Source organism: Rhizobium aureum (assembly GCF_030182495.1).
Lineage (GTDB): Bacteria > Pseudomonadota > Alphaproteobacteria > Rhizobiales > Rhizobiaceae > Rhizobium > Rhizobium tropici_C.
Genome location: NZ_JAQJCI010000022.1, coordinates 32,522 through 50,670, shown reverse-complemented (window position 1 = coordinate 50,670; position 18,149 = coordinate 32,522). Strand labels below are relative to the sequence as shown.

The following is an 18,149-nucleotide window of genomic DNA, read 5'->3' as shown; positions in this document are numbered from 1 at the left end:
ATGCCGCTTGCGTTCCATAAGATAAGTATTTCGTGTGCTCTGTTGCTCGCGTTCTGCATACCCAGCGTGGCCGATGCGGAAGTCGTCGCCCGCAAATCCATTTCCTATTTCGACATCAAGGGCAGCACGGCCGACGAGCTCGATGCGGCCCTGAACCAACGCGGACCGCTTGCGATGGGTTCCAGCAGCCATCATCCCGGCGCGACGAGAATTCGCTTCGGCGGCAACGCGACCTACAGCGAGGCAAATGGGCGCTGCTATATCTCCAGCGTCAAGGTCACGGTCGATACCGAAATCATCCTGCCGCGCTGGCGCGACCGGCGGCATGCCAGCAAGCAGCTTTCGACGATATGGGACACGTTGGCCGCCGATATCCGGCGCCATGAGGACCGGCACGTCGAGATCGCCCGAGAGCACGCACGAAGAATGGAACGGCAAATCCTGTCCCTGCCGTCGGCGAGCAATTGCGATGCGCTTCAGGAAAAAGCAAATGACGTGACGACGCGGGAAACCGAGCGGCACGACGCCGACCAGGCCCGCTTCGACCGGATCGAGGCGATCAATTTCCAGAACCGGATACAGCGGTTGCTGTACTATCGCAGTCGTCACGGCGGCCAGCGATAGATCACGTCTCCCGCTATTTCAGGGAAATCGCCCACGCACGAGCGCCGACTGTGGGAAAACAGCCACTATTTCTGTGAATCGTCCGGCCGCGCTGCTCTTTGAACTTTACGAGAATCTGAAATAGGTTTTTGCTATCAATTACAGAGATAAACGCACCGGATGATTCGAAAAATACTGGGCGGGATCTCGAAAAAGATCGATTGAGAGTGCCTGCGGCGGCGGGTTTGTTTGCTCTTCGGCGCAGTCGGGTTTGTTTTTCAAAGCATTTGGTAAGTGTTCTCCTGGCGCGTCCTTAAGCCGCAGGTGTTTCCTCCCTTGCCTGTCGGTGATGCGCCCGCCTCGCCTCGCTCGCTAATCAGCTGAGCGAGGCATCTTTTTGGTATAGGACCCCGAAATAAATTGTCCGGTGAGTATCAAGAACTTCGGCGCAGGAAGCGCGCCGGGGAAAGCGTCAGGCCTGACGTTCCGGCACATGCACGACGAGTCCGTCGAGAGCGCTCGTCATCTTGATCTGACAGGAGAGACGCGAATTCGGCCGGACGTCGAAAGCGAAGTCCAGCATGTCCTCTTCCATCGCCTCGGGGCTGCCGACCTTTGCGGTCCAGTCCTCGTCGACATAGACATGACAGGTGGCGCAGGCGCACGCACCGCCGCATTCTGCTTCGATGCCGGGAACGGAGTTTCGTACGGCATTTTCCATCACGGTGGATCCCTCGTCGACATTGAGGTCAAAGCGCGTGCCGTCGAAGGCGACGATGGTCAATTTGGTCATGTGGGTGAATTCCGATATTCGTGAATGAAGGATGATCGGAATTTTACTTCCAACAAATCGCTGGGGCAGTCAACATTTGCGCCGCCGAAACGGTCTACCCGTCTGGCGGCGCTGGCATCAAGTTCAGTTGACCTTCAGGCGGCTCGGTTCAGCGCGAGAGCTTCAGAATGAAATTCTCGGCCTCGACGACACAGGTCGTTACCGCCGCCATGCGCGCGGCATCGCCGGCATCGCTTTCGAGCGCGCCAGCTGCATCGGCCACGCGGAAGGCGCCGACGGCGCCGGCCGCCCCCTTCAGCTTATGCGATGCCGCCTCGATGCGCTTGGGGTCACCGCTGCCGATCTCCTGCAGGCAGGAACGGGCCTGCCTCGCAAACATCTGCAACACCTCGACCTCCAGCGCCTTGTCGCCCATCGTTTGCTTGCCGAGATGGACGAGATCGATCGCCCGCTCCCGCGACGGGGCAGCGCCCCTCGAATTATCGGGAGATTCAAACGCGATATTCAAAGCTGCCATGTGCCAATGCTCCCGTCATTTATCTGTGACTGTTTTAGGGACATGCCGCATAGTTGCGGCCCGGGCATGGCCATCCAGTTAAATTTTGGCACATTGAGGGCCGAAAACTCCAGACATGGTTAACGTCCGTTAAACATGCTCAAAATCTTGAGTTTTCATGGCGTTGAACAGGCAAACAGGGTTAATGCGCCCTTAACGATCCACTGCCTTTAAGGTGGAATTAATTGTCATGACTGGGGGAATGTGTCACTACGATACTAGTAAATTGGGCTTATGGCACATGTCTTTGCCCAGGAAGTGGATGATGGTAATGTTTTCATAACATCCGTTTGAAAAACCAGTTATCCACTCTGAAATGTAACGGGAAATCCAACCTCGATATTGATCGACAGCGGAGGACCCAACGGGAGGCAGGGGTCGTCTTTTCCGGAGCGGCGGAATTACCGGAAAAGACACGGCAAGCCCGAGTGAGTTGTAACGAGGCGTAACCGCATGGCGAACAAAAAGTACATCGAGTCGGTCGAGGACAAGGCCTTCCAGGCATTGGACGAAGCTCTGCAGATCGATTTCAGTGACGAGAGCTTGGAGTCTCGCAGTGCCCCTACACCCGATGTCCCGGAGCAAAAAGTGTCTGAGCCGCCGAAACAGCCGATAAAGCAGAGCAGGGATGATGCAGCCCGCAATACCGGCGGCATGCGCAGCACTGCAGCCCCCGCCGCAACACCTCGCTCCGCCGAGGCGCCGAGAAATCCCAACCTTGCGGCTGCCAATGATGGCAATCGGGCAAGTTCCGCCAGCATCCTGAAGGCGCTGGACAGCGGCTCTCAGAGCCGGGCGGTGCGCAATGCCACGATCTTCTCGCTGTTCTGGATCATCGGCGGCGCCGGTCTCGCCTTCCTCCTCTACGGCACCCAGATCCGAAATATCCATTCCTTCGCCGATCTGGCCGCCCTGCCCGGCGTTATCGCCTGCATCGTCGGCATCATCGTTCCGGTCCTTCTTTTCTATGCTTTCGGCATGATGATCTCGCGCGCGCATGACATGCGCAACGCGGCCCGCTCCATGGCGGAAGTCGCTTTGCGCCTGGTCGAGCCGGAAACGGTCGCCTCCGAGCGCATCATGACGGTCGGCCAGGCGGTACGGCGTGAAGTCTCGGCGATGAATGAGGGTATCGAGCGCACCATTGCGCGCGCCACCGAGCTGGAAACCCTCGTCCATTCCGAAGTCAACGCCCTGGAGCGCAGCTACGCCGACAACGAACTGCGCGTACGCGGCCTCGTCCACGAGCTCGGCACCGAACGCGACGCGATCATCAATCACGCCGAGCGAATCCGCTCGTCGATCGTCGGTGTACACGATCAGATCAAGGAAGATCTGTCGCTGGCGACCGAAGAGATCGCGGTACGCCTTTCCACCTCGGGCGAAGCCTTCGCGTCGATGATCGACACGCGCGCGGCCGTCTTGATGGAAAAGTCGGATTCTGCAGTCGAGGCGCTCGGCACGCTGCTTGCCGCCAAGACCGACAGCCTGTTGCAGAACCTCAATGCCTCCGGTCTGGCGCTGAGCCACGAATTCGATACCCGCCTGGAATCCCTGTCGTCGACCCTTTCCGAACGCGGCAAGGAACTGCTCGGCCACTTCGAAACACGCGCCTCAACCCTTGACGCGAACACCGAAAAGCTGAACTCCGCGCTCAATGAACGTGCCCGCCAGCTCAATGAAACGCTGGTCGCGCGCACGAAGGAAATCAGCGAAAGCCTCACCGGCGGCGAGCGGTCCATCACCGGGACGCTGGACAATGTGCTGTCCCGCCTCAACACTGCGCTCGATGAAAAGGGCGCGAGCTTCCGTCAGAGCCTGCAGTCGACGGCCGATGACGCCATCATGGATATAGACCTGCGCTCCGGCTTTTTCGACGAGCGCTTCCAGTCGACCATCGCGCAGCTTTCGACCGCCTTCGACGAACGCGTATCGGAATTCACCTCCGCCTTCGACAAGCGCGCCGGCTCGCTGGACAGCAAGCTGTCTGAAAGCCTGGCCCGCATCAATCAGAGCCTCGGCAGCAATTCGGATGCATTGGAAGGCATTCTGACCTCCAGCATCGAACGTCTGGGCTCGCATCTCACCGATCAGTCTCTCGCGCTCGCGACCACTCTTGCGACCGGCCAGGAAGTGCTGGAAAGCGCAATCGGTTCCAGGGCCGGAGAGATCACCTCCGCGCTTCAGAATGCCACCAGCGGAATTTCCTCCGCCCTGGCATCGGGCACGAGCGAACTGAACACCACCCTCGCCTCGCATGCCGACGCCTTCACCTCGGCGGTACAAGGGGTCACGCGGGATGTCTCGACCGCGCTGCAAAGCGGCACGGAAGAACTCACCACGGCCTTTGCCGGCCGCGCCAGCGAGATCAACAACACGCTCTCTTCCCGCACGAGCGAAATCACCCAGGCGCTTGGCTCCGCGCATGAACGCATCGATGCCGTTATGGCCGCACGCAGCAGCGCGCTTTTCGGCGCGCTGACCGACAACCAGTCGCGGTTTGAACAAACGCTTGCCGAGCGTTCGCAGGCAATCACCGATGCCGTCAGCGGCTCTCACGAGCACCTGACCGCCGCCCTCGACGAACGCACATCGATGCTGGCGATTTCGCTGGCGGAAAACCAGCTCCGCCTCGAAAATACGCTGGCAAGCCGCGCCGACGCCATCACCGGCGCCGTTACCGATATGCATGGCAAGCTTGCCGACACGCTCGACGACAAGACGATGGCGCTTGCCATCGCCCTTTCCGAAGGTAAGTCCCGCTTGGAAGACGCTGTGTCCGGCCACGCGGATCATGTCGCCGGCACCATGGACGCAAAGACCAAGGAGTTCGCACGCGCGCTTGCCGAAGGTCAGGCGCGTCTCGAAAGCACCGTTTCCGGCCACGCCGAAAGCGTCACGAACGCTCTGGACGACAGAACCATGGCGCTCGCCATCGCGCTTTCCGAAAGCCAGGCAAGGCTGGAGGAAACCGTTTCCGGCCATGCCGAACGTGTCGCCGACACGCTGGACGGCAAGACCGGCGCGCTTGCCGCCGCCCTGACCAGCGGGCAAAGCCGCCTCGAAGAAACGCTCGCCAATCGCGCCGAGGAGATCATCAAGGCGTTTGCCGGCAATCATGCTTCCCTGGTCGACGCTCTCGATGACAGGGCAATGGCGCTCGCCATTGCGCTTTCGGAAAGCCAGGCTCGTCTTGAGGGCGCAATCTCGGGTCACGCCGACCAGGTCACCACCACGCTCGACGACAAGACGATGGCTCTGGCTATCGCCCTTTCGGAGGGTCAGGCACGACTGGAAGACACTGTCGCCGGCCACGCCGAACGGGTTGCCGATACGATGGACAGCAGGACGAAGGCACTGTCCGACGCGCTGACGTCAGGCCACTCCCGCCTCGAGGCCACGCTTGCCAACCGCGCCGAAGCGATCACCAGCGCCTTCACCGGCAATCATGCTGCTCTGGCGGATGCTTTGGACGAAAAGGCGATGGCTCTCGCCATTTCCCTCTCCGATACGCAGTCTCGGCTTGAGGATGCCGTATCAAGCCGGCTGGACGCACTGTCCGAAACGGTTGCCGGAACGCACGACAAGATCGTCAACAGCCTTGACGACAAGACAATGTCCCTGGCGATCGCCCTTTCGGAAAACCACGCGAAACTCGAGGAAACCCTGGAGAACAGCGCCAAGGCCATTGCCCACACCGTCGCCAGCGGCCACGAGGCATTGACCAATACGCTCGATGACAAGAGCATGGCCTTTGCAATCTCGCTCGCCGAAAACCAGAACCGTTTCGAAAGCACTCTGGAAGAGCGCGCCAATGCCCTGCTCGATAGCGTCTCCGGCGCTGAAGCACGGGTTGCCGGCGCCTTCGGCGACAAGGCGGACGCAATCCGTGCCGCCTACAGCGAAAATCAGGATCGTCTCGATCGCTCGCTCGCAGTTCATACAGAAGCCCTGTCCGGCTTGCTCGGGAGCAGCAGCGATCGTATCGAAACCGTTCTCGGCTCCACGACGCGCCAGCTCGAAAATACGCTTGGTGTCGGTCTGTCTCAGATGGACGAGAACCTTGCTTCCGCCTACGAGCGCATGCGCTCGACACTGGAAGATCGCAGCAACGCGATCAGCCTGACTCTGCGGGACGCCCATGAGCAGATCGACAACACGCTTATGGAGCAGACGACAGCCATCGGCACCTCCATCGCCACAAGCGCCAGCATGCTCGAAATGTCGCTGGAGGACCGCGAGGCATCGCTGCGTCGGACCATCGATGCAAGCGCAAGGACATTGGAAGAACGCCTTAACAGCGGCGCGGGCGACGTTGCCGGCCGCATCCAGCAGGCCGCCGGCGACATCCAGCGTTCGGCCGAGACCTTCTCGTCCAACCTCAACCAGACGATCGAGGGCATGACCGGCCGCTTCGCCGAGACCGGCTCCCGCGTCGAGGCGAGCCTGTCGGCTCTTGAGAACCGGATCCACGAAGGCGTCACGGGCGTCACGGCCCAGGTCGACGCGGCCGGCAACCGTCTCTCCGAAACGCTGGCGAGCGGCGCCGCCCAGATCGACAATAGCGGCAGCCAGGCCGCGGCCCGCATCGAAGAGCGCCTGTCGACCATGGATCGCGCCCTCAATGTCGGCCTTGAAGCCGTCAACCGCACGATCGAGGGCAAGGCCGCCAATCTCGCGACAACGCTGCGCACGGCCGTTGCCGATGCAGCCCAGGGCATGGATACGGAGGCAACGCGTACGGCCGAGCTGCTTGCCAATACCGGCCAGCAGTTCGCGGACAACCTCGGCAATCACAGCGACGCGTTCGCACGCGCCATGACCGAGCGCTCCAACGATCTCGTCAATCGCGTCTCGGAAACACAGAACCGCTTGGCGAGCCAGGCCGCGGCTGTCGCCCAGACTTTCTCGGAAGCGGGCAACGCAATCGTCAACAAGGTTGCCGAAGCCGAAGGCCTCGTCAGCAACCAGGTCAACACGATCTCGCAAGCCCTGTCTTCGGCAGAACAGTCGCTGGAAGCGCGTGGCGCGGCCATCCGCAATACGCTGACCGGCGGCAGCGAGCAGATTGCCGCCACGATGGCACAGGTCGAGCGCGCGCTCGACGAGCGCAGCACGGCCATCCGCACCTCCCTGGAAGAGCGTGCCCGCGAGATCGACGCAACCCTTACCGGCGTCGACAACGCGCTGGAAGCCCGCGGCGCATCCATCCGCACATCGCTCGACGAGCGCACCCGCGAGCTCAATTCGATGCTGGCTGGACGCTCCACGGAGCTCTCCCGCCTCATCGACGAAAAAGCCCGTCCGATCGTCGATCGCTACGCGGCAACAGGCCAGGAAGCGGCAGCCCTGATCTCGGCAGCCGCCCAGGAAAGCACGGAACGCCTGCGCGCCGAAAATGCCGCCTTGATCAACGCGATCGCATCGCGCACGGAACATGCGGTCAATACGGTCAGTGCGCTCGAGAACAACCTGCTTGCAAGCGTCAACGGCATCATCGCCCGCCTCGCCGAGAACAATTCCGCGATCGCTGGACTGCTGACCAATGCCGCGACCGAGTTCGCGACCGTTGACGATCGTCTCACCGCGACGTCGACGCGCTTCGCCGAATCCGCGGCGAAAGCCGGCGAGATGGTTTCAGCCTCCAGCCGCCTTCTCGAAGGCAAGGTCGACAAGCTGTCCGAAATCACCGGCCAGACGCTGTCGCAGGTCGGCAGTATCGTCGGCCGCTTCGACGATCACTCCAAGGTTCTGACGCAGGCTTCCCAGCTTCTCGGTGCGGCACAGTCGAACCTCGTCTCGACGCTGGAAGAGCGTGAGACAGCATTGCAGAACCTTGCCGTCGGCCTCGTTCAGCGATCGGAAGAGATCGAGAACACCATGCGCGCCCTCGGCACCATGGTGGAAACCGCCTTCGACCGTGCCGAGCAGCGCTCCAATCAGGTCACCGGCAATCTGCGCCAGAGTGTCCAATCCTCCTTCGCAGACATCGGTCGTGTCCTCTCCGAGACGGAGAAGCGCGCCGAAGATGCCGCGGAGAACATGCGCGCCGCATTGCACAAGGCCGGCGAGGACGCGAGCCAGGCTGTCGAAAGCACCTTCGCCAATACCGAACGCCGCTCCAGCGAACTGACAAACCGTCTGCGCGGCGGCCTCACGGCGTCGCTCTCCGAGGTCGAGCAGATGCTCGCCGATGCCGGCAAGACTTCCGATACGGCCGCACAGCAGCTGCGCGAGACGCTGCGTGTCGCCGTCGATGACGCTATCGGCCGCTTCGCCGGTGCGACGGACGAGATCCGTCGCTCGGCCGGCGATATTCGCCGCGAACTCGACCTTACCCGCAGCGAATTGAAGCGCGGTGCCTTCGACCTTCCGGAAGAAGCGAAGGAAAGCGCTGCTGCCATGCGCCGCGCCGTCGCCGAACAGATCAAGGCGCTGCAGGATATCTCTCAGATCGTTGGCCGCTCGACGCAGCAGCTGGAGATTTCCGAGCCGTCGGCCCGCGCTCTGGCGGATGCACAGCCGGCCCAGCGCCCGCAGCCGGCGGCTCCCGCCCCGGCTCCGGCTGCCGCCGCTCCCCGACCGCAGCAGCCTGCCCCCCAGCAGCCGGTGCCGCAGCAGCCTTCGATTGAGTCCCTGGGTCTGCGCGGCTCCATCCCCGCAGAGCGTCCGGCGGCTCAGCCGCAACGTCCCGTCGAAACGCCGGCCCCTGCCCGCCAGGAAGCAGCCGGCGGCGGCTGGATCAGCGACCTGCTGCGTGGCGCCTCGCGTGACGAAAACGCCGGTCTGCAGCCGGCGCGCCAGGCAACATCGAAAGCACCGGCGGAACCGGCACCCGCCGCACGCAATCCGCGCCATGTCGTGGAATCGCTGAACTCGCTCTCGGTCGATATCGCCCGCGCCATCGATCACGACGCGTCGGTCGACCTGTGGCGCCGCTACCAGCGTGGCGAACGCGATGTGTTCACCCGCCGCCTCTACACGCTCAAGGGCCAGCAGACCTTTGACGAAATCAAGCGCAAGTATGACCGCGAGCCCGAATTCCGCACGGCAGTCGATCGCTACATCGCCGATTTCGAAAAACTGCTCGCCGATGTCCAGCGTACGGACCGCGATCGCACCGTCACGCAATCCTATCTCACGTCGGATACCGGCAAGGTCTACACGATGCTGGCCCACGCAGCCGGCCGCCTGAACTGAGGCAAAGATAAGAAACGAATACTCAATCCCCGGCTCGAGAGCCGGGGTTTTGATTCAATGCCTTCTTCCCATTTGACGGCATGAAAAAGGGCGGTCCCGAAGGCCGCCCCTGCTTCGCCTGCCAATGATTGCGCCCGATTTACCGGGCCTCATGCACCTTCGAAATCAGCCCGCTGGTAATGCCGACAAGCAGGAAGCTGTTCTTGAGGCGAACCCAGTGATAGCCGCGCGGAGGCGTGGACAGCCGGTAGGCGCGGTAGTCGATTTCCGTTGCGCGGCGGCGGTCGGAGGCCGACAGGCGGCGCCCCTTGACCCAACCGCCCTTGCGGATAACGACCTTCTTCTTCACCGCCTCTTTCTGAACGACGGCCTGCTTGCCGGCAGGAGCCGGCTTGACCTGCGCTGTCGCAGCCAGCGGCATCGCCAGAACGGAAGCCGCAAGAAGGGCGGTGAAGATTTTTCTCATTGGTTGTTTCCTCATTTCAGAATCTGCACGCGAACTTACCGTGACAGACATGAAACGAGTCTGACAGTCGAATTACAATTCCGTAATAGAGGCGACGGCAGGCAGGTTTTCCATTGCATTGCCGGAAGTCATCGCCCTCACAGTTCATCGTAGTTGAACCAGTCGAAATCCGCTGTCTTTACCCGGCCGGATGTGTCGAAGGCAAACATGCCGACGAAAGCACCGGTGAAGGAACCGTGCTCGCCGCGCCCGCCCTCATCCGAGATGACGCCGGCATCGAGGACCGGCCCGATAGCCTGCCATGCGCCCATCCCTTCCGCCTGCCAGAAGAACTGTAGGTCGTTGTCGCGCACCTCCATGGCAAGCTGGATCCTTCCATCGGGCACGGCAACCCCGCCCTCGATCGGAAAACTCAGGCGGCCGTTCGGATAATCGCCCGGGCAAGTCATGATGGTGACGCAGCGGCCGAGCTTCTCGTGCAGGGTCACGGCAATGGCATGCAGCTTGAAGCGATTGTAGTAATGCGTCAGGCCAGCGACCTGCTGATAGGTGTCGGGCTCGAAATCTACGACGGTTTCGGCCCGGAAGCTGTGATGCTCCTGCCGGCGGGCGACAAGCGCTTGCTCGAACCAGGAACCGATGCTCTCGCGGGCGATAAGCCGCAAATGGCCAGGACGTTCCGCTACGCTGAAGATGCGTTCAGGCTGCGGTGTGCGCAGCCATTGGAAATCCATCGGCAGTCTGGCCTCATCGAAATTGTAACCGTTGCGGCGCGGCTTTTGGACCGGCACGGCACCGTTCAAGCCTGCGACCTCGACATCTGGAACGCTGGTGCCATTTTCGAGATAGAGCCAGCCATCCTCCTTCCACACGCATTTCTGCAAAGCCGTCTCGCGGCCGAGCGTGCAGCGACGATGCGGCGGCAGAGGCCGCCCGCAAAGATGCGTATGGTAGAATTGCCCGTCATGCGTCTCGACATACTGGCCATGGCCCGCACGTTGCAGCGCCGCCTCCGGATGATCCTTCGAGATAATCAGGTGCTTGTTCGGATGCAGTTCGTACGGCCCGGCAATATCGCTGGATCGGGCCATGGTCACGGCATGATCATAGCCGGTGCCGCCCTCCGCCGTGGTCAGATAGTACCAGCCGTTGCGCTTGAAGAGATGCGGCCCCTCGACCAGCCCCAGTTCCGTACCGGCAAAGATATTCCTGATCGGCCCCTTCAACGATTTCGTCGCCGGGTCCCATTCCTGCAGCAGGATGCCGTCGAAGGCCGGTGTCTTCGGCGAGCCACCATAGCTCTCGGTACGATGGTTCCATTGCATGTTGACGAACCACTTGCGGCCGTCATCGTCATGGAACAGAGACGGGTCGAAACCGGAGGAGTTGACATAGGCCGGTTCGGACCATTCGCCTTCGATGGTCGGCGAGGTCACGATGTAGTTATGGGCGTCCTTGAAGTTTCCGTCATAGCGCTTGACGTCGGTATAGACGAGCCAGAACAGCCCATCCGCGTAAGAGAGGCAGGGCGCCCAGATGCCGCAGCTATCGGGTTCGCCGCGCATGTCGAGTTGCGAAGCGCGCTCCAGCGGCCGCCTCACGAGCGTCCAGTTCACCAGATCGCGGGAGTGATGGATTTGGACGCCCGGATACCATTCGAATGTCGAGGTGGCGATATAGTAGTCCTCGCCGACGCGGCAAATGGACGGGTCGGGATTGAAGCCCGGCAGGATCGGATTGCGGATCATGAAATTCTCTCCTCCGGAGACCGTAACAAGCGGCAATTAAGGTAAAACGCCCGGAAACCGGTTCCGGGCGCCTTGGGATGATCAATCGCGTTCGGCGGATTTGGCCCAGAGATTGATGTCGGCCTCCTTGGCATAGACATCGATCTGCTTCAGCTCTTCGGCCGTGAAGTCGAGATTATCGAGCGCCTTGACACAATCGACGATCTGCGACGAACGGCTGGCGCCGATCAGAGCCGATGTGATGCGGCCGCCCCGCAGAACCCAGGCGATCGCCATCTGCGCCAGCGTCTGGTTGCGCTTCTCTGCGATCTCGTTGAGCTTTCTGATGTTGTCGATAATCGACGGGCGGATGAAGTCGCGCTTCAGGAAGTGGTTCTGCGCCGCGCGGCTGTCGTCCGGAATACCGCCGAGATACTTGGTCGAGAGCATGCCCTGAGCCAGCGGCGAGAAGACGATCGAACCGATACCGAGATCTTCGAGCGTGTCGACCAGACCGTCATCCTCGACCCAGCGATTGAGCATGGAATAGCTCGGCTGATGGATCAGGCATGGCGTGCCGAGGTCCTTGAGGATGGCGGCAGCCTCGCGCGTGCGCTGCGAATTATACGAGGAAATGCCGACATAGAGCGCCCTGCCCGAGCGAACGATATGGTCGAGCGCGCCGCAGGTCTCCTCCAGCGGCGTATCCGGATCGAAACGGTGCGAATAGAAGATATCGACATAGTCGAGGCCCATGCGCTTCAGGCTCTGGTCGCAGGAGGCAATCAGATACTTGCGGCTGCCCCACTCGCCATAGGGACCCGGCCACATGTCATAGCCCGCCTTGGAGGAGATGATCAACTCATCGCGCAAGCCCGCGAAATCGGTGCGAAGAATCTCGCCGAACGCCGTCTCGGCGCTGCCGGGAGGCGGTCCGTAATTGTTGGCGAGGTCGAAATGGGTAATGCCGAGATCGAAGGCCGTGCGGCACATATCGACCTTGCGGTCATGCGGCGTATCGCCGCCGAAATTGTGCCAGAGCCCCAGCGAGACCGCCGGCAGCTTGAGACCGGAACGGCCGGTCCTGTTGTACTTCATTTTTGAATAGCGATCGGATGCCGGTTGCCAGGCCATGATGGAATTCCTTCGAGATGAAAAAGCGCGCGGGGTTGGTCACCCGCGCGCAAACTAGCTCTTCCAGCGCCTACTTCAAGAGCGCCTGAGCCTCTTCGATGCCAAGCGCTGCCGGCTGCGTGCAGGTCGTGCTGAGATCGATGAAACGGCCCTCTTCGCCCGACTTCAGGATCGATGTCATGACATCGACGCCATGCAGCGTGCGATCGAGCGAGCAACGGGCATCACGTCCGTCGATCAGCGAGGCAGCAAGATCGGCGAGGCCGGCCGTGCGATAGTTGGCGCGCGGACCGCTCGGGCTTTCCTGATTGGCGATACCGAAAGGATGCGCCCAATTTTCCAGCGGCTTGATGTCCTTGTCTCGGCCGCTCGCCTCGACGGTGCCGCCGAAGAAGTTCGGATCGGGCACGTAGAGCGAGCCCTCGGTGCCGTAGAGCTCCATATTGGCATGGCGGTGCGACCACACATCCCAGCTCGCCGTCAGCGTGATCCGGGCGCCACTGACGAATTCCAGCAGCGCCTGGATCGTCGTTGGGGTCTTAACCGGAATGATCTCGCCATGACGCGGCTGGCTGGTAATGGTGCGGGTCGGCGATGCCATGGAGGTCATCGCACCAACGCGCTTCACCGGGCCGATCAAGTTGATCAGATTGGCGATATAGTAAGGGCCGAGATCGAGGATCGGGCCGCCGCCGGGCAGGAAGAAGAAGTCCGGGTTCGGATGCCACATTTCCATGCCTGGGCTCATGACATAGCATGCGCCCGAAGTGACACGGCCGATGCCGCCGTCGTCGATGAATTTGCGGGCGAGCTGATGCGCACCGCCGAGGAAGGTATCGGGAGCGCAGCCGACTGCCAGCCCCTTCTCTTTGGCGATGCGGCGCAGCTCCTCGCCCTGCTCCAGCGTCAGCACGAGCGGCTTTTCGGAATAGACATGCTTGCCGGCTTCGAGGATGCGCTTGGAAACGGGGAAATGCGCATCCGGGATGGTCAGGTTGACGATGACGTCGAGCTCGTCATTGGCGAGCAGTTCGTCGATGGTCTGGGCCTTGACCTTGTATTCCTCGGCGCGCAAACGCGCCGCATCCATGTTGATATCCGCGCAGGCCAGCACCTTCAGGCCCTTGAAGAGCGGCGAGAGCGAGAAATAGGTCGTTGAGATGTTGCCGCATCCGATGATGCCGACGCCAAGTTCCTTAGCCATGTGGAAATGCCTCAAAAGCTCTTGAAGGATGCGATGGAGCGCGTGATCAGGCGATCGACATCGCTCGGATTGTCATGTTCGACGACGAAGTGCTTGGCCCTGGTGCCGGCGAGCGCCTTGAGCAGCCTTGCCCATGGAACAGTGCCGTGTCCGACATCGGCCCAGCCGTCTTCATTCTTGTTCTCGCCCGCCGGCGCAATGTCCTTGACGTGAACGGCGGTGATGCGCGGACCGAGCTTTTCGATCCAGGCGAAGGGATCGCCGCCGCCACGGATGACCCAAGCAATATCGGCTTCCCAGGAAATATCCGGAGCGCCTTCGAAGATCTGTTCGATCGGCAGCGAACCGTCGGCCTGCTTGACGAATTCGAAGTCGTGGTTGTGCCAGCCGAATTCGAAGCCCGCATCCTTGTAGGGCTTGCTCATTTCATGCAGGCGCTTGCCGAAGGCGCGCCAGCCGGCGGCATCCTTCGGGCGCTGATCAGCAGCGATATGCGGCGCATAGATCGAATCCATGCCGAGCGTCTTGGCAATGGTCAGCGACTTCTGCACTTCGCCGCCAAGGAAATCCGGGCTGAAATGGCCGCTTGCCATCCGCAGGCCGTTCTTGTCGAGTTCGGCGCGCAGGTTCTTGAGGCCCGCCTCATCGAGATCGGCATAGATGCCGCCGAAGCCTTCAACTTCGGCGTAGCCGGCCTTGCCGAGCTTGACGAAGATCTCCGAATAGGGCTGGAAATTGCGGGCGCTGTAAATCTGAAATCCAAGTTTCGTCATCAATAGTCCTCCAATGGCCTTCGGGCCGTCTATCTTGGGGCTTGGGGCCCCGAAAGCGCCGCCACTGCGACGCGATGGCTCAATCCACCGACTGGCTGGATTGCAAATCGTAGATGCGGAATTCGGGCACGCCGCTTGCGAGCGGCTTGGCTGGCGTGAACACGACGCGGCGGCTTTCGCCGGCGGCAAGATCGAAGGCGTTGTCGGAATAACGCCCTTCCGCCTCGCTCTCGATCATCACGAACAGCGCAAGTCCCTTGGCGGTGACAGTGAGTTCCACTGTCCCGTTTTCCTCTTTCTCCTCCCGCAGCACCGTCAGCCCGGCAGGCTGAAGCTCGAGCGCCTTATAGGTGCCGTGGACATAGTGCCCCTCGCCGCCCATGCCGTTCGATGCGGTGAAGCGCCACGCCAGCAGGCAATCCGCCGGCACTTGATCCGCGTCGATCGATAATGCCGTGACGGCAGCATCCGGCGTGCAGACGGCATGCGCCGTCGTCAGCGGCACACGCTCGCCGTCGAGCTTCAGCAGCGATACCGAAATATCGGCCATGATGTCGGCATTGGTATCGTTGACCAGAGAAAAGCGGATCGTCTTGTTGTCTTCGGAGGGAATTGCCGCGACGGATACGTGCTGGAAGAAGCGCCGCACCAGATAGTGCATCACCTTCCATCGGCCGCCGTAATCCAAGCTGGACCACGAAGCGACAGGCCAGGTGTCGTTGAGCTGCCAGTAGATCGTACCCATGCAATGCGGCTTCAGCGACCGCCAATATTCCACCGCCGTCTTGATGGCGAGGCCCTGCTGGACCTGGCTCAGATAGACGAAATTCGGGAAATCCTTCGGGAAGCGAAAATAGCGGAACATCGTGCCGGCAATCCGCTCGTTGCCGCCGGCGTTCTTCTGGTGCAGCTCCATGACCGGAGAGGCGATATTCATATCCTTCGCCTCGGCATAGGTCTTGATGACGGGCAGTGAGGTGTAGGACTGGAAGCCGAATTCCGAGCAGAATCGCGGCCGCACGGAGCGATAATTGTCGAAGGATTTGTTCTCGTGCCAGACCGACCAATAATGCATGTCGCCGGAGCCATCGGCATGCCAGGCGTCGCCGAAATTGAGATAACCCGAAGCCGGGCTCGACGGCCACCAGATCGCATCCGGCAGGGCCTTCTTCATTGCCGTCTCGATCGTCCTGTTCAGGCGATCGTAGGAGACGAGATAGCGATCCCGATCTTTGCGGGACTCCTCGAACCAGGTGAGCGCGCCCACCAACTCATTATCACCACACCAGAGAACGATGGAGGGATGCGTCGCAAGCCGGCGAACCTGATAGCCAACCTCCTCCTCGACATTCTCAAGGAAATCACCCGTCGACGGGTAGAGATTGCAGGCGAACATGAAATCCTGCCACACCATCAACCCCAGTCGGTCGCAAGTATCATAGAACCAGTCATGCTCGTAGAAGCCGCCGCCCCAGACGCGGATCGCATTCATATTGGCATCGACGGCGGATTGCAGCAGATCCTCGGTCGCGGCCGGGTTGGAGCGGGAAAACAGTGCGTCAGCCGGAATCCAGTTTGCCCCACGGGCAAAGATCTCGCGGCCATTGACCTTCAAGGCAAAACGGCTGCCCGCTTCATCCTCCGTAGTGATCAACTCCACCGTGCGCAGGCCGATCTGGCGGGTGACGGTTTCGAAATTGGTTTCCACCGAAAGCGTATAGAGCGCCTGTTCGCCATTGCCGGCCGGCCACCAGAGCCTCGGCTTGTCGACATGGAAGAAGTGGGTGATTGAGGTTTCGCCGGCATTGACGCCGACGTCGAGGCGCACGCGCTCGTCGCCGAGCGAGAAATAGAGTTGCGCAATCCCCGTTCCCTTGGCAAATAGCGCCACCGTCACCTTGAGATCGACGGAGCCGTCGTCATTATGGATCTGTTGCGTGACGACATTCTCGATACGGGCGATCTCGAGCTTTTTCAGTGCAATGGTGCCGTAAAGGCCGAGCGGCGCAATCGCGATGTTCCAGTCCCAGCCGAAATGGCACTGCGGCTTGCGCAGCATGTTGCCGTTCGGGATCGGCGAATTACCGGTGCTGTAGGGAATGTAGAAGGGCTGCTTCGCCTGCAGGGCGGCTCCGGCAGCGATACTCGAATGCAGGACGATGCGAATGGTGTTCTCACCCGCCCTCAGCGCCTTCGAGACATCGGGACGATAACGCTGGAAGCAATTATCGGCCTCCAGCACCAGCGTATCGTTGACATAGACGCTGGCGACGGTGTCGAGATAATCGATATCGAGATACCAGTCGCCGCCCGCGTCATCCAGCGTGAAGCTGCGTGTCAGCTCCCAATCCTGCTGGGCGACCCACTGCACGACCTCTTCGTTGCGGCCGAAATAGGGATCGGGAATAAGCCCTTCCGCATGTAGGGCCGTGTGGACGTCACCGGGCAGCGACATGGCAAGCGAATGATCGCTGTCGGGAGAGGTCAATCTCCAGGATCCGGCCAGATCGACGGTGAAGTTATCATTGAGCGAAGACGACATCGGACCTCCTCGGACCGCTGTAAGACGGAGGCGGCAAGGCCACCTCCTTGCATGTGATCAGATTCTGAGCTCCGTCTGCGCATCAAAGAGCGATGCGAGAGACATGTCAAAGCCGAGCTTTACGGCCGAACCGGGGCCAAAGCGCCTGGCGCCGTTCACGCGAACCGACATCGTATGGCCGGCATGCTTCAGCCACAGAAGGTTGTCGGCACCCATCGGCTCCTCGATATCGACGGTGGCATCGTGGATCTCGGCGCCGGCCGCGGCCTCTTCATTGACCTTGATGTGCTCGGGACGGACGCCCAGCACGACCTTGCGGCCAGTCTGCAACGCCTCGCCAGCCTTATAGCCATCGAGAGAAAACAGCACGTCATTGGTCGCGAACACAACCTTGCCTTCGCGATTGACCAGCTCGCCCTTGAGGAAGTTCATCGATGGCGATCCGATGAAACCGGCCACGAAGAGATTGCGCGGTTCATTATAGATCGTCGTGGGATCATCGAGCTGCATGATGACGCCGTTCTTCATGATCGCGATGCGGTCGGCGAGCGTCAGCGCCTCGATCTGGTCATGGGTGACATAGATCATCGTGTTCTTCAGCGACTGATGCAGCCGCTTGATTTCGACGCGCAGCTCCGAACGCAGCTTGGCATCGAGGTTCGACAGCGGCTCGTCGAAAAGGAAGACGTCGACATCGCGCACCAGGGCCCGGCCGATCGCGACGCGCTGACGCTGGCCGCCCGAAAGCTCGGCCGGCTTGCGCTTCAATAGCGGCTGGATCTGAAGGATCTCGGCGGCACGCGCGATGCGCTTGTTGATCTCATCCTGCGGCACCTTGGCAACGCGCAGGCCGAAGGACAGGTTCTTTTCGACCGTCATCTGCGGATAGAGGGCATAGGACTGGAACACCATGCCGATGCCACGATCCTTCGGCTCTTCCCAGGTGACGTTCTTGTTCTTGATGAATATCTGCCCCTCGGTGATGTCGAGCAGGCCGGCGATGCAATTGAGCAAGGTCGACTTGCCACAGCCCGACGACCCCAGGAGCACCAGGAATTCGCCGTCATTGATCTCGAGATTGAGGTTCTTCAGAACGGTGACCGAGCCGAAATCGAGCGACAGGTCTTTGATGGAAACGCTGCTGTTCATGG

11 protein-coding genes are annotated in these 18,149 nt (G+C 61.1%); 2 read left to right on the top strand and 9 right to left on the bottom strand.

Annotated features, from left to right (window positions below; translation table 11 throughout):
- Positions 1-624 carry a DUF922 domain-containing Zn-dependent protease gene (locus PH552_RS29870; protein ID WP_112340024.1) on the top strand — a complete coding sequence of 208 codons (624 nt, stop codon included), beginning with the start codon at positions 1-3 and terminating at the stop codon, positions 622-624.
- A 451-nt stretch (positions 625-1,075) separates the two neighbouring features.
- Here PH552_RS29870 and PH552_RS29865 read toward each other — a convergent pair whose 3' ends face one another.
- Together PH552_RS29865 and PH552_RS29860 are read right to left on the bottom strand one after the other, a co-directional pair.
- Positions 1,076-1,396 carry a 2Fe-2S iron-sulfur cluster-binding protein gene (locus tag PH552_RS29865; RefSeq protein WP_112339981.1) on the bottom strand — a complete coding sequence of 107 codons (321 nt, stop codon included), beginning with the start codon at positions 1,394-1,396 and terminating at the stop codon, positions 1,076-1,078.
- A gap of 148 nt (positions 1,397-1,544) precedes the next feature.
- Positions 1,545-1,913 carry an Hpt domain-containing protein gene (locus tag PH552_RS29860; RefSeq protein WP_112339982.1) on the bottom strand — a complete coding sequence of 123 codons (369 nt, stop codon included), beginning with the start codon at positions 1,911-1,913 and terminating at the stop codon, positions 1,545-1,547.
- 492 nt (positions 1,914-2,405) lie between these two features.
- On the opposite strand from PH552_RS29860, the gene PH552_RS29855 reads away from it, so the two are divergent.
- Positions 2,406-9,152, top strand: a complete 6,747-nt coding sequence (locus tag PH552_RS29855; RefSeq protein ID WP_112339983.1) for an apolipoprotein A-IV repeat region-like domain-containing protein — start codon at positions 2,406-2,408, stop codon at positions 9,150-9,152.
- Positions 9,153-9,291: 139 nt separating this feature from the next.
- On the opposite strand, the gene PH552_RS29850 is transcribed toward PH552_RS29855, so the two are convergent.
- The 7 genes from PH552_RS29850 to PH552_RS29820 all read right to left on the bottom strand — a co-directional run bounded on the left by PH552_RS29850 (position 9,292) and on the right by PH552_RS29820 (position 18,147).
- Positions 9,292-9,618: an RcnB family protein gene (locus PH552_RS29850; RefSeq protein ID WP_112339984.1), complete on the bottom strand. Its 327-nt coding sequence runs from the start codon at positions 9,616-9,618 to the stop codon at positions 9,292-9,294.
- A gap of 137 nt (positions 9,619-9,755) precedes the next feature.
- Entirely contained in the window at positions 9,756-11,366 is a 1,611-nt protein-coding gene (locus PH552_RS29845) for a glycoside hydrolase family 43 protein (RefSeq protein WP_112339985.1), read from the bottom strand.
- Positions 11,367-11,447: 81 nt separating this feature from the next.
- Positions 11,448-12,479 (bottom strand): L-glyceraldehyde 3-phosphate reductase, encoded by a 1,032-nt coding sequence (gene mgrA / locus PH552_RS29840; RefSeq protein ID WP_112339986.1) that lies wholly within the window; start codon positions 12,477-12,479, stop codon positions 11,448-11,450.
- 70 nt (positions 12,480-12,549) lie between these two features.
- The gene (locus PH552_RS29835) at positions 12,550-13,683 is read right to left on the bottom strand and encodes a Gfo/Idh/MocA family protein (protein WP_112339987.1); all 1,134 of its coding nucleotides are present in this window, start codon (positions 13,681-13,683) and stop codon (positions 12,550-12,552) included.
- 11 nt (positions 13,684-13,694) lie between these two features.
- Positions 13,695-14,456 carry a sugar phosphate isomerase/epimerase family protein gene (locus tag PH552_RS29830; RefSeq protein ID WP_112339988.1) on the bottom strand — a complete coding sequence of 254 codons (762 nt, stop codon included), beginning with the start codon at positions 14,454-14,456 and terminating at the stop codon, positions 13,695-13,697.
- A 79-nt stretch (positions 14,457-14,535) separates the two neighbouring features.
- Positions 14,536-16,998, bottom strand: a complete 2,463-nt coding sequence (locus tag PH552_RS29825; protein WP_112339989.1) for a beta-mannosidase — start codon at positions 16,996-16,998, stop codon at positions 14,536-14,538.
- A gap of 57 nt (positions 16,999-17,055) precedes the next feature.
- A complete protein-coding gene (locus PH552_RS29820) occupies positions 17,056-18,147 on the bottom strand; it encodes an ABC transporter ATP-binding protein (RefSeq protein WP_112339990.1) in 1,092 nt (363 codons plus the stop codon).
- Between the last annotated feature and the right edge of the window lie 2 nt (positions 18,148-18,149).

Coding starts and splice junctions, on each gene's coding strand:
- PH552_RS29870 (WP_112340024.1), top strand. CDS start 1: ATGCCGCTTGCGTTCCATAAGATAAGTATTTCGTGTGCTCTGTTGCTC.
- PH552_RS29865 (WP_112339981.1), bottom strand. CDS start 1,396: ATGACCAAATTGACCATCGTCGCCTTCGACGGCACGCGCTTTGACCTC.
- PH552_RS29860 (WP_112339982.1), bottom strand. CDS start 1,913: ATGGCAGCTTTGAATATCGCGTTTGAATCTCCCGATAATTCGAGGGGC.
- PH552_RS29855 (WP_112339983.1), top strand. CDS start 2,406: ATGGCGAACAAAAAGTACATCGAGTCGGTCGAGGACAAGGCCTTCCAG.
- PH552_RS29850 (WP_112339984.1), bottom strand. CDS start 9,618: ATGAGAAAAATCTTCACCGCCCTTCTTGCGGCTTCCGTTCTGGCGATG.
- PH552_RS29845 (WP_112339985.1), bottom strand. CDS start 11,366: ATGATCCGCAATCCGATCCTGCCGGGCTTCAATCCCGACCCGTCCATT.
- mgrA (WP_112339986.1), bottom strand. CDS start 12,479: ATGGCCTGGCAACCGGCATCCGATCGCTATTCAAAAATGAAGTACAAC.
- PH552_RS29835 (WP_112339987.1), bottom strand. CDS start 13,683: ATGGCTAAGGAACTTGGCGTCGGCATCATCGGATGCGGCAACATCTCA.
- PH552_RS29830 (WP_112339988.1), bottom strand. CDS start 14,456: ATGACGAAACTTGGATTTCAGATTTACAGCGCCCGCAATTTCCAGCCC.
- PH552_RS29825 (WP_112339989.1), bottom strand. CDS start 16,998: ATGTCGTCTTCGCTCAATGATAACTTCACCGTCGATCTGGCCGGATCC.
- PH552_RS29820 (WP_112339990.1), bottom strand. CDS start 18,147: ATGAACAGCAGCGTTTCCATCAAAGACCTGTCGCTCGATTTCGGCTCG.